Annotated in this window: 11 protein-coding genes and 1 pseudogene; 5 read left to right on the top strand and 7 right to left on the bottom strand. The window is 70.1% G+C overall.

Annotated features, from left to right (window positions below; all coding sequences use genetic code 11):
* Both VLI41_RS14795 and VLI41_RS14790 read left to right on the top strand, forming a co-directional pair.
* Nucleotides 1–801 (top strand): acetyl-CoA C-acyltransferase (locus VLI41_RS14795; protein ID WP_325268851.1); only part of this gene is annotated, 801 nt, incomplete at its 5' end.
* A gap of 232 nt (nt 802–1,033) precedes the next feature.
* Entirely contained in the window at nt 1,034–1,729 is a 696-nt protein-coding gene (locus VLI41_RS14790) for a sensor histidine kinase (protein WP_325268850.1), read from the top strand.
* 4 nt (nt 1,730–1,733) lie between these two features.
* Here VLI41_RS14790 and VLI41_RS14785 read toward each other — a convergent pair whose 3' ends face one another.
* Nucleotides 1,734–2,327 (bottom strand): DUF3501 family protein, encoded by a 594-nt coding sequence (locus VLI41_RS14785; protein ID WP_325268849.1) that lies wholly within the window; start codon nt 2,325–2,327, stop codon nt 1,734–1,736.
* A gap of 8 nt (nt 2,328–2,335) precedes the next feature.
* Nucleotides 2,336–3,697: a (Fe-S)-binding protein gene (locus VLI41_RS14780; protein WP_325268848.1), complete on the bottom strand. Its 1,362-nt coding sequence runs from the start codon at nt 3,695–3,697 to the stop codon at nt 2,336–2,338.
* 11 nt (nt 3,698–3,708) lie between these two features.
* Between VLI41_RS14780 and VLI41_RS14775 the strand changes: the two are divergent.
* Nucleotides 3,709–3,814, top strand: a pseudogene (locus tag VLI41_RS14775) (hypothetical protein); the annotation flags it as partial.
* Nucleotides 3,815–3,835: 21 nt separating this feature from the next.
* Here VLI41_RS14775 and VLI41_RS14770 read toward each other — a convergent pair.
* A complete protein-coding gene (locus VLI41_RS14770; protein WP_325268847.1) occupies nt 3,836–4,252 on the bottom strand; it encodes a rubrerythrin family protein in 417 nt (138 codons plus the stop codon).
* 192 nt (nt 4,253–4,444) lie between these two features.
* Between VLI41_RS14770 and VLI41_RS14765 the strand changes: the two genes are divergently transcribed.
* Nucleotides 4,445–4,654 carry a hypothetical protein gene (locus tag VLI41_RS14765; protein WP_325268846.1) on the top strand — a complete coding sequence of 70 codons (210 nt, stop codon included), beginning with the start codon at nt 4,445–4,447 and terminating at the stop codon, nt 4,652–4,654.
* On the opposite strand, the gene VLI41_RS14760 is transcribed toward VLI41_RS14765, so the two are convergent.
* Nucleotides 4,651–5,982: an MFS transporter gene (locus tag VLI41_RS14760; protein ID WP_325268845.1), complete on the bottom strand. Its 1,332-nt coding sequence runs from the start codon at nt 5,980–5,982 to the stop codon at nt 4,651–4,653. The genes VLI41_RS14765 and VLI41_RS14760 overlap by 4 nt on opposite strands.
* A complete protein-coding gene (locus VLI41_RS14755; protein ID WP_325268844.1) occupies nt 5,979–7,325 on the bottom strand; it encodes an MFS transporter in 1,347 nt (448 codons plus the stop codon). Before VLI41_RS14755 ends, VLI41_RS14760 begins: the two co-directional genes overlap by 4 nt.
* Nucleotides 7,326–7,474: 149 nt before the next feature.
* Between VLI41_RS14755 and VLI41_RS14750 the strand changes: the two genes are divergently transcribed.
* Nucleotides 7,475–9,571 (top strand): PQQ-dependent dehydrogenase, methanol/ethanol family, encoded by a 2,097-nt coding sequence (locus VLI41_RS14750; protein WP_325268843.1) that lies wholly within the window; start codon nt 7,475–7,477, stop codon nt 9,569–9,571.
* Nucleotides 9,572–9,575: 4 nt separating this feature from the next.
* Here VLI41_RS14750 and VLI41_RS14745 read toward each other — a convergent pair whose 3' ends face one another.
* Nucleotides 9,576–10,544 (bottom strand): SO2930 family diheme c-type cytochrome, encoded by a 969-nt coding sequence (locus VLI41_RS14745; protein ID WP_325268842.1) that lies wholly within the window; start codon nt 10,542–10,544, stop codon nt 9,576–9,578.
* 80 nt (nt 10,545–10,624) lie between these two features.
* On the bottom strand, nt 10,625–11,673 hold a 1,049-nt coding region (locus VLI41_RS14740), incomplete at its 5' end, for a parallel beta-helix domain-containing protein (protein ID WP_325268841.1).

Here is an 11,673-nt window from a genome sequence, read left to right as displayed (position 1 = left end):
CCCTGGCTGTCGGAACACGTCCCGGCGCTGGCGACCTCCATGCTGGAGACCGCCGAGGTCGTCGCCGAGCGCTATGGCGTCTCTCGCGAGGCCCAGGACGAGTACGCCCTGCGCTCGCAGCAGCGCACCGCCCAGGCGCAGTCGGAAGGCCGCTTCGACAAGGAGATCGCCCCCATGACCACCGTCATGAAGGTGGTGGTCAACAAGGAGACCGGCGAGACCGCCGACAAGGAAATCACCATCAGCGCCGACGAGGGCAACCGTCCGCAGACCACGTTGGCGGACCTCGAAAAGCTGCAGCCGGTGTTCAAGGGCGGCCGCTATGTGAAGGAAGGCAAGTTCATCACCGCCGGCAACGCCAGCCAGCTTTCCGACGGCTCGGCCGCGGTGCTGCTGATGGAACGCAAGGAAGCCGAGAAGCGCGGCAAGGAAGCCCTTGGCGCCTATCGCGGCATGGCGGTCGCCGGCTGCGGGCCGGAAGAAATGGGCATCGGCCCGGTCTTCGCGATCCCCAAGCTCCTGGAGCGCAACGGCCTGAAGATGGAAGACATCGGCATCTGGGAGCTGAACGAAGCTTTCGCCAGCCAGGTGCTCTATTGCCGCGACAAGCTGGGCATTCCGGACGAGCTCTTGAACGTCTCGGGCGGCTCGATCTCCATCGGCCACCCCTACGGCATGACCGGCGCCCGCTGCACCGCCCACCTGCTCTACGAGGGCAAGCGGCGCGGCGCGAAGTACGGCGTCGTCACCATGTGCGTCGGGGGCGGCATGGGCGCGGCCGGACTGTTCGAGATCTTCTAGCGCCGCACGGGCGCCGGACGATCCGAGGGCCGCCCGCAAGGCGGCCCTTTTTGCTTGCAAATACAATGAACCCGGGAGCGCCCGGCGCGGGAATTAGTAAATCTTCGGTAAATCTCGGGGGCGTGAAGATCGCCGCCAAGGTTTCGCCGAATTTCTACTGCTCGGTGGGCGGCGAGGGACATCCACCTGTCACGCGTGCGCGAGGCCGGCGCGGCGCGAGAGGCGCCGTCACATGGATCATCAGCAGCCCTTCGTCGCGCTCGATCTCGCCCGTGAGCGCGAGACTCCCACAGGCCGGGCTGCGGACTGGGAAATCCGCGAGCTGAACCACCGGATCGCCAACAGCTTGCAGCTGGCGATCGACGTGCTCGGCCTTCAGCGCCTGCGCGCGGCCGAATCCGAGACCCAGCAGGCGCTCGACGAGGCCATGGCCCGCCTGGCGGCGGTGGGCCAGCTGCATCGCTTCCTCAGCCTGCCGCAATCCGACGCCCTGGTCGACCTGGCCGGCTTCCTTCGCGGGCTCTGCCCGGTCATCGAAGTCGCGGTCGGCCTCGTCTGCGAGATCGATGCGGATGCCGTGCGGCTGCCGGCCGCCGCGGCGCAGCAGATCGGCCTTCTGGTGAACGAATGCGCCATCAACGCCAGGAAGCATGCCTATGGCGCCGACGGCGGCCGGCTGCGGATCCAGGCGCGGGTTTCGAGCGGGCTGCTGAGCCTCGTCGTGGCCGACGAAGGTCCCGGGCTGGCCCCTGCGGACGAGGCGGCGGCCCAGGGTCTGGGGACCAGCATCATCGAGGCCATCCTCAGGCAGCTGGGCGGCCGGATGAGCGCCGAAAGCTGCGGCGGCGCGCGCTTCACGTTCACGATCCCGCTCGCCGCGGCCCCGGCTCCGATCGAACGGTCGTTCGCCCGCTGGAGCGACGCCTGACGGCTCAGGCGAAGTCGCGGCTCAGCTCGGCGCGGGTGGCGGGCGAGATCCCCGCCAGGTGGCTGTAGTGCTCGTGGTCGCAACCCACGAGGATGGTCGTCGCCGGATCGCGGAAGCGGGCGACGTGCTCCGGCTGCAGCGGGAAGCGGACAAAGTGGACCGACGAGGCCTTGCCGTCGTCGCGGGTGCGCTCCACGTCGCCTTCGGGGCGGCCGCGGATCCGGTCCTCGCCCACCTGCAGGAAGAAGCAGTCCTCGACTCCGCCGAGCCTGGCGAGCGTCGCCGCCCGCCGCACGGGATCGTCGATCTCGAACATGATGGTGGCGACCAGCTCCGAGCCGTTGGGGATCAGCGGGTTGTAGGCGGCGAGCTCGTCCGGCACCTGTTCGTCGCCGCCCTTCTCGATCAGCAGCATCTCCTGGATCTGGAACAGCATGGTCTCGTAGCACTCGAAATGGACCGTGCAGATCGGCCCGAGATCGATGCGGCGCAGCCGCTTGATGGGCAGCAGCGCGGTCCGGCGCTCGCGCCTCACCTTGGCGAATTCGGCGTCGGTCAGGAGGTCGTTTGGGGTGATCTCGCGCGCGTCTCTGGGCATGGGGTCCTCTAGAGGCCGTAGGCTTCGGCCATGATCTCGATGGGGTGCGCCTGGCGGGGCGGGGCCTGGCCGTCCTTCACCTCGGTCTCCAGCAGCTGGCCCAGGTGCTTGCAGGCGAGCGGGCAGTCCGAGCAGAGGGTCCCCGAGCCCTTCTGGGCGACCGCGCGGGCCGCGGGCTTGCCGACCTTGACCGCGACCGGAAAGGTCTCCTGCATCACCCCGAAGGTGCCGCCGTGGCCGGAGCAGCGCTCCACCAGCTCGACGGCGGTGTCCGGGATCAGCCGCAGCATCTCGGCCGACTTCGCGCCCATGTTCTGCGCCCGCGCGTGGCAGGCGTGGTGGATGGTGACGCCGCCGGCGATCGCGCTCAGGCCGGGCGCAAGACCCAAGGCGCGATTGAGCTCCACCACGTATTCGCTGACGTCGCGCGTCGCCCGCGACAGCGCCATGACGGCCGGGCTCTCCGGGACCATCAAGGGCCATTCGAATTTCATCATCAGCCCGCAACTGGCGGTCAGCGCCAACACCTCGAACCCGCGCTCGATGTAGGGGGCGAACGCCTTGGCCACGCGCTCGGCCCGGCCCGCCACGTCGGCCACATTGCCCGCCTCGAGCTCCGGCATGCCGCAGCATTCCGGGTAGACGAGCTCGACCTCGCAGCCCTGGTGCGCCAGCACCTTGGCGGCGGCGACGGCGGTGTCGGGCTTGTTGTAGTCGACATAGCAGGTCGCATAGAGCGCGACCTTGCGCTGGCCGAAGGCGGGGCCTGCCGGATTGGGCGCGATCGGCCGTTTCAGCCGGTCCTCGGCGGTCTTGGCGTGGTAGCGGGGCAGCTCGGCCTCGGCGTCGATGCTGGCGATCGCTTGCAGCAGCTTGCGCAGCGGCGTGTTCCGGCGCGCGCTCGCCCAGTTGGCGACCGGGGCCACCGGCCTGGCGAGCTTGCCGTTGCGGTCCGTGCGGCCCAGCTGCTCGCGCACGAACTCGCGCTCGCCGGCCCGCCGCCTGGCGGCGCGGTACCTGAGGATCAGGTGCGGGATGTCGATGTCGAAGGGGTGCGGCGGGACATAGGGGCACTTGGTCAGGAAGCACATGTCGCAGAGCGTGCAGGCCTCGTTGACGTGGGCGTGCTCCTTGGGCCCGATCCCGTCGACCTCGCCGGTCGGCCCCTCGTCGATCGCGTCGAACAGGCGCGGGAAGGTGTCGCAGAGATTGAAGCAACGGCGGCAGGTGTGACAGACGTCGAACTGGCGCTGCAGCTCGGCGTGGACCTTCTCCAGGTCGTAGTAGTCGTCGTCCCGCCAGGCGATCGGACGCCGGAAGGGGGCATCCAGGCTGCCCTCGCGGCGGGGGTCCTTGCCGTCTTCACTCACCGGTCACCGCCAAATCCCACTGTCATCCCGGCCGAAGCGCAGCGGAGCGCCGGGACCCAGGAACCCCGTGCGCACGCCCCTAGGTCCCGGATCGACCCTGATCGGGCCGTCCGGGATGGCAACCCATGGGAAACGGGCTCAGTCCAGCTGGTCGAGGGCGCGCTGGAAGCGGCCGGCGTGGGACTTCTCGGCCTTCGCCAGGGTCTCGAACCAGTCGGCGATCTCGTCGAAGCTCTCCTCCCGGGCGGTGCGCGCCATGCCTGGGTACATGTCGGTGTACTCGTGGGTCTCGCCGGCGATGGCGGCTTTCAGATTATCGGAGGTGCCGCCGATCGGCAGGCCCGTGGCGGGGTCGCCGACGGCCTCCAGGAACTCGAGATGCCCATGGGCGTGCCCGGTCTCGCCTTCCGCCGTCGAGCGGAACACCGCGGCGACATCGTTGTAGCCTTCCACGTCGGCCTTCTGGGCGAAGTAGAGATAGCGGCGGTTCGCCTGGCTCTCGCCGGCGAAGGCCGCCTTGAGATTGTCCACAGTCTTGCTGTTCGCGAGGCTCATCGTCGTCTCCCTGTCATCGCCGGCCCGCGCGGCGCGCGGCCCTGGCGTGACTGCACTAGGCCTCCTGGCTCGATAGAGCCAATCGTTTATTTCAATTTTGCAAATAGAATATCTCTATTCAAATCTCTGGTCGCGGGGGAACCGGCCGCAGGCGGATGCGCTTCCTCGGCGAAGCGATCAGGGAGACCCGCGATGGCCGACAAGGACAAGATCCAGGGCGAAGGCGACTACGAGGCGGCGCGCAAGTTCGACGCCGATGAGCGCGCCTTCGTGGAGAAGGGCGGCTACGAGAAGAAGGCCAAGGAGGCCGAGGACGCGCTCGAAGGTCCGGAGGGCGAGGATCTGGAGCGCGCCCGCAAGGAGACGGCCGAGCGCGGCCGCGGCATGCAGGGTGACCGTTAGCCGTCGATCTCGGCGAAACTCCGGCCCTTGGTCTCGCGGGCGATCAGCGTCGCGACGAAGCTGATCGCGCAGGCCGCCGCAACATAGGCGGAGATGGCCAGCGTCGAGCCGGTCGCCCTCAGGAGGCCGATGGAGATGATCGGGGCGAGCGAGCCGCCGATCACCGCCGGCAGTTGATAGGAGAGCGACGCGCCGGAGTAGCGCACGCGGGTCGGGAACAGCTCGGCGATGAAGGCGCCCTGCGGCCCGTTCATGGCCGAATGGATGGCGACGCCGGCCACGATCGCGAAGGCGATGAGCGCGGGCGCGCCGGTCCTGACCAGCGGGAAGAAGGCGAACAGCCAAAGCGCCACGCCCGCCGCCCCGAAGGCATAGACCGGCCGCCGGCCGATGCGGTCCGAAAGCATCGACCAGAGCGGCATGCTCACAACCCCGGCGATCCCGCCCGCCAGGACCGCGTTCAGGGCCACCGTGCGCGGCAGCTTCAGGACGTCCGTGACATAGGTGATCGCGAAGGCGGTCATCACATAATAGGAGATGTTCTCGGCGAGCTTCAGCGCCGAGCCGAGCGCCACGCCGGCAGGGCGCGTCCGCAGCGCCTCCAGCACCGGCGCGCGGTGCACGCCGCCCGCGGTGCGGCGCGCCTCCTCGAAGACCGGGCTCTCCGCCACGGAGAAACGGACCCAGAGCCCCACGCCGACCAGCACGAAGGAGACCAGGAACGGGACGCGCCAGCCCCAGGCCAGGAAGTCGTGCTCGCTCTGGACCGCCGCCAGCACCGCCAGGATCGCGGTGGCGAACAGGTTGCCGAGCGCGCCGCCCGCCTGCACCAGGCCGCACCAGAAGCCCCGCCTCGGCGCATCGGCGTATTCCGCGGCCATCAGAATCGCGCCCGCCCACTCGCCGCCCAGCCCGAAGCCCTGCAGCAGGCGAAGGCCGGTGAGCATGATGGGCGCGGCGACGCCCACGGTGGCGAAGGTCGGCAGCAGGCCGATGGCGAAGGTCGCCCCGCCCATCAGGAACAGCGACAGCATGAGCAGCCGCTTGCGCCCGATGCGGTCGCCGAAATGGCCGAACACCACCGCCCCCAGCGGCCTCGCCAGGAAGCCGATCGCGTAGGTCGCGAACGACGCCATGGCCCCGGTGAGCGGATCGGCGTGCGGGAAGAACAGCTTGCCGAACACCAGGGCCGCGGCCGTGGCGTAGAGCAGGAAGTCGTACCACTCGACGGTGGTGCCGATCGCGGCGCCGAGCACCGCCTTGCGGCGGGCGGTGACGGGAATGGCGGTGACCGGGATCCTCGCGGCGAGCTCGGCGGCGGCGCTCATTGGGTCTCCGCATCGATCGCGGCGAAGCTCATGCCCTTGGTCTCCCGCGCCATCAGGGCCGCGACCACGCTGATCGCGCAGGCGACGAACACGTAGATGGCGATCGGGGTCGCCGACCTGGTCGACCGGAACAGGGCCAGCGCGATCATCGGTGCGAGCGAGCCCGCGAAGATCGAGGTGAACTGATAGGCGAACGAGGCGCCGGAGTAGCGGAAGCGGGTCGGGAACAGCTCGGCGATGAACGCCGCCTGCGGGCCGTACATCGCCCCATGGAAGACCAGGCCGACGACCACGGCGGCCAGCACCAGGGGGGTGACACCGGTGTCCAGCAGCTTGAAGAACGCGAAGGCCCACAGCGCCTGGCCCGCGGCGCCGATCGCGTAGACCGGCCGCCGGCCGATGCGGTCGGAGAGCCAGGAGAAGAACGGCATGGCGACGCACTCGACCGCGGCCCCGGCCAAGAGGGCGTTCAGGGCCAGCGCCTTGGAGAAGTGGCTGACCTCGGTGAGGTAGGTGATCGAGAAGGCGGTCAGCACGTAATAGCAGATGTTCTCGCCCACCCTGAGGCCGGCGCCGATGGCGATCCCGCCGGGCCGCTTCTTCAGCGCCTCCAGGAGCGGCGCGCGCGGCAGGGCATGCTCCTTCTTGGCGAGCGCCTGGAACACCGGCGTCTCCGCGAGCGAGACCCGCACCCACCAGCCGATGGCGACCAGCACGACCGAGAGCAGGAAGGGCACGCGCCAGCCCCAGGCCGCGAACTGCGCGTCGGACTGGGTCGCGGCCATCACCGCCAGGATCCCGGCCGCCAGCAGGTTGCCGGCGGGCACGCCGACCTGCGGCCAGCCGGCCCAGGTCCCGCGGTGCTTGGCATCCCCGTACTCGGCGGCCATCAGCACGGCGCCGCCCCATTCGCCACCCACGGCGAAGCCCTGGATCAGGCGAAGCAGGGTCAGGGCGATCGGCGCGGCGGCGCCCACGGCGGCGTAGGTGGGCAGCAGGCCGATCGCCGCCGTCGAGGCGCCCATCAGGACGAGGCTGATCATCAGCAGGCGCTTGCGCCCGATCCGGTCGCCGAAGTGGCCGAACACGATGCCGCCCAGCGGCCGGGCGGCGAAGCCCAGCGCATAGGTGGCGAACGAGGCCATGGTGGCCGTCAGGGGATCGGCCTTGGGGAAGAACAGCTTGCCGAACACCAGGGCCGCAGCCGTGCCGTAGAGGAAGAAGTCGTACCATTCGATGGTGGTGCCGATCAGGCTGCCCAGGATCACCTTGCGCAAGGTGGCGGGCGAAGCGGGCGTGGGCGTCGCGCCTGCCCCCGCCGCGCGGGTCGCTGTGTTGGCCAAGAAGCATCCTCCCGAACGGCCGGTCTGACGCCGGCTCTCGCGATCAGCATGGCCGAGTTCGCCCGGCCGGCGCAACGGCGGCCGGATCACCTCTCGCCGCGAGGCGAATTGTTTGCGAAGCTCAAAAGAAAGCGTCGGGGACGTCCAGGATGAAAGTTTGGGTTCCGGTTGCAGCCGCGCTCTGCGCGGCGATGGCGCTTGGCGGCTGCCAGAGGCCCGTGGATGCGGCCCGCATCCGGGCCGCCGACGCCAAGGATTGGCTGACCTATGGCCGGACCTATGACGAACAGCGCTTCTCGCCGCTCTCGCAGATCAACCCGCAGAGCGTGGGCAAGCTGGGGGTGGCCTGGTGGGCGAGCTTCGACACCAGCCGCGGCCAGGAGGCGACGCCGCTGGAAGCCGACGGCGTGCTCTACACCACCACAGCCTGGTCGAAGGTGTTCGCCTTCGACGCCAAGACCGGCAAGCGGCTGTGGGCCTTCGACCCGCAGGTGCCGGGCGAGAAGGGCTTCAACGCCTGCTGCGACGTGGTCAACCGCGGCGTGGCGCTGTGGAAGGGCCGCGTCTATGTGGGCACGATCGACGGGCGGCTGATCGCGCTGGACGCGCGCACCGGCCTGGTCCGCTGGGCGGTCCAGACGACCGATCCCCGCCAGCCGTACACCATCACCGGCGCGCCCCTCGCCGCAAAAGGCATGATCCTGATCGGCAACGGCGGGGCGGAATATCCGGTCCGCGGCTATCTCTCGGCCTATGACGCGGCGACCGGCGCCCTGAAGTGGCGCTTCCAGATGACGCCCAACCCCTCCGGCGCGCCGGACGGGGCCGCCTCCGATCCCATCATGCGGACCCTGGCCGCCAGGACCTGGGGCGAGGGCGCCTGGAGGAGGAACGGCGGCGGCGCGACGCCGTGGAACGCCATCACCTACGATCCGAAGACCGACCTGGTCTTGACCGGCACGGGAAACGCCGGGCCCTGGAGCGACACCATCCGCACCGGCGGCAAGGGCGACAACCTGTTCGCCGCCTCGATCGTCGCGCTGCACGCCGACACCGGCGCCTATGCCTGGCACTACCAGACCACGCCGCGCGACGCCTGGGACTATGACGCCGTCGAGCAGCTGATGGTGGCCGACGTGCCGGTGGCCGGGCAGAGGCGTCACGTGGTGATGCAGGCCAACAAGAACGGCTTCTTCTATGTGCTCGACGCGGCGAGCGGGAAGCTGATCTCGGCCGAGAAATTCGTCCCCGTCGACTGGGCGACGAAGGTCGACCTGCGCAGCGGACGACCTCTTGAGGCGCCCGGCGCGCGCTACGCAGGCGCGAGCGAGAGCCATCAGCGCTCCGGCGCGCTGGGCGGCCACAACTGGCAGCCGATGGCCTATAGCCCGAAGCAGGACCTGGTCTACATCCCGGCCATGGTCAGCCGCGGCTCCTATGCCGACGCGCAGGGCTTCAGCTTCGAGCAGGGCGCCTGGAACACCGGCATGCGGCGCGCGGCGGGCGGACCTTCCGCCGCCAAGCTCGCCGCGCCGGCCGCCGTCGCCGCGGCGGCGCGCGAGCGGCCAATGGGCGAGCTGATCGCCTGGGATCCGTCGCTGGCGAAGCCGCGCTGGACGGTGCGCTACCCGCAGCCCTGGACAAGCGGGGTGCTCGCGACGGGCGGCGGGCTGGTGTTCCACGCCGCGGGCCACGAGCTCGCGGCCTACGACGCGGCCACGGGCAAGCCGCTCTGGACCTACGACACCGGCGCGAACGCCATTGCGCCGGCCATGACCTACGCGCTCGACGGGCAGCAGTACTTGGCTTTGATGGTGGGCTACGGCGGCGCCGGCGGCATGGGCGGCGACCAGCCGAGGCAGAAGGGCCGTCTGCTGGTCTTCAGGCTCGGCGGGACGTTGAAGCCGCCGGCCTATCCCGCGCCCGCGGTGCTGCCGCCGCTCGATCTTTCGGCCGCAGAGCCGTCGAAGGGGAACGCCGATCACGGGGCGGCGATCTACGGCCAGTTCTGCGGGACCTGCCATGGCGGCGGCGTCTTCCTGCCGAACCTGCCGCGCTCGCCCGCGATCCTCAGCCAGGCGGGCTTCAAGGCCATCGTCCACGACGGCGCGAAGAAGGACCAGGGCATGGCGCCCTTCGCCCGCTTCCTGAGCGAAGGCGACGTGGAGGACGTCCGCGCCTACCTGCTCTGGAAGGCCAGGACCGATTCAGCCGCCCACGTGGTGGCGAGCGGCCACGCCCAGTGAGGAGCTACTTCTTCAGGCTCGCGATGTAGGCGCGGACCAGCGCGAGCCCTTCCCGGTGGACCACCGAACGGCCGAGCTCCGGCATCATCACGCCGGGCTCGGTCGAGGCCATGCGGTGGGTGAGGATCGAGCCGTCCGGATCGCCCGGGGCGATGTCGAAGAACAGGTCGGCGGAGGCCCGGCCGGCGGCGACCGGCCGCTTGCCGAGGCCTTGCACGCTGGGGCGCGTCTCCTCGAGATCGAGGAACAGGCCGGAGTTGCTCGCCTCGCCCTTGGGGTTGTGGCAGTGGGCGCAGTTGCCGTCGAGATAGGCCCGGGCGCGCGCCGCCAGCGGCTCGCGGGCATCGTCCCAGACCGCCGTGCGCGGCGCGGACGCCGGCGCGGGCGCGCCCTCGAGCAGGCCGAGCCGCGTCCAGTGCGCCAGCTGGTTCTCCGCGCCCTCGGCGTAGGCGTAAGGTCCGTTGAGGTTCCGCGCCTTGGGCCCGATCGGCGCCAGCCGGCCCGCCAGCGAGTGGCACTGCTTGCACTGGTTGGCGTTGGGGATGCGGTAGTCCACGTGCTGCGGCCGGCCCTCCAGGTCCAGGAAATCGACGCCGCGCCGCGCCCCGGCCCGCTTCAGCACCGCCTCGGTCTGGTCATCGTTCCAGACATAGGCGAGCGCCACCCAGCCGGAGCGGCGATGGATCAGCAGCCGCGTCTCGATCAGCCGCACCCTCTCGTTCGGACGGCGGAAGTCGGCCGGGTAGGCGAACACCTTCACCAGGGTCGCCCCGACCGGCAGGTCGAGCACGCCGGTGGGGCGGTAGTGCGCCTTCGCGCCCGGCGGCAGGTAGAGGTAGCGCTGCTTCTCGGCGTAGTCGGAGAACAGCGGCGTGTTCAGCGCGTAGGGCGTGAGGCCCGCGTTGGGAACGCGCCCGGCGGCGTCGGTGAAGAGCCGGTAGGCGGCGAGCGTCGGCGCCGGCGTCGGTGCCATCAGAGCATCGAGCGCGACGGGCGCTGGCGCAGGGGCGGCTCCCAGGAAAGCGAGCGCCGCCAGGACGGCGAGCAGTCGTCTCAAAGCGCGGCCTGCCCCTTCGGCAGGGCGACGGCAGCGGGCTCCGGCCAGCTGCCGCCCTCGATGCTGGGCTTGACCTCGGGCCTGGCGGTGAGCAGCGCCCCGGGCTTGGCGAGGTTCAGATTGAGCACCGGGCCGTCGGTGATCCGCACGCGGGCCGCTTCCGGCGCGCTCGCGCCCTTGCGGACGTAGTTGGTCACGCCGTCCCACATGACCGGCGGCAGGCTGCCGCCCAGCAGGGTGGCGAGCTCCTTGCCGCCGGGAAACGCCGGCGCGAAGCCGTTGCGGCCGATCTTGTTGTCATGCACCGAGATGTCGCGCGGCAGGGGATCGTAGCTGAGGTCGGCGTAATCGCTGGTGTAGGCGACCAGCATGACCGCGGCCGTCTGGTTGCCGTCGATGGTGTTGCCGAACACGTGGACGTCGCGGTTGGCCATCACCATCACCCCCGTCCCGGTCGGCACCTGGGCCACGATGTTGCCCTTGGGCGCGAAGTTGGGCGTGTCGTTCTGGACCACCTGGTTGTGGAACACCCGCGTGGAGTGGCCGCCCATCTGCGGCAGGCCCGGAAGGTCGAAGACCAGGATGCCGCCGGCGTTGTGCGTCGAGACGTTGTCGAACACGTCGGCGTTCATCGAGGTCTCGATCTCGATCCCGGCGACGTTGAACTCGGCGCGGCTGCGCTTGAGGACGATGTTCTTCGACTGGCCGACGTAGATGCCGGCGTCGGAGGCGCCGTGGACGGTGACGCGGTCGATCAGCACGTTGGTCGAGGACACCGGATAGACGCCGTAGGAGCCGTTGGTCTCCTTCGGCGGCCCCGACCAGCCGACGGTCAGGTTGATGAAGCTGATCTGGTCGCTGCCCTTAGCCTTGATGCCGTCGCCCTTGGAGTCGAGCACGGTCAGGTCGCGGATGGTGACCTTGTCGGAGGTGATCAACAGGCCCTCGGCCCCGCCCATCTGGCCGGCAAAGTTGAGCGTGGTCTTGTCCTGCCCGGCGCCCTTGACGGTGACGTTGTCGACGTCGAGCGAGAGGCCGTCGGTCA

The organism is Phenylobacterium sp., from assembly GCF_035475775.1.
GTDB lineage: Bacteria > Pseudomonadota > Alphaproteobacteria > Caulobacterales > Caulobacteraceae > Phenylobacterium.
The sequence above is the reverse complement of the archived record's forward strand: the minus strand, read 5'-3'. Positions and strand labels throughout refer to the sequence as shown.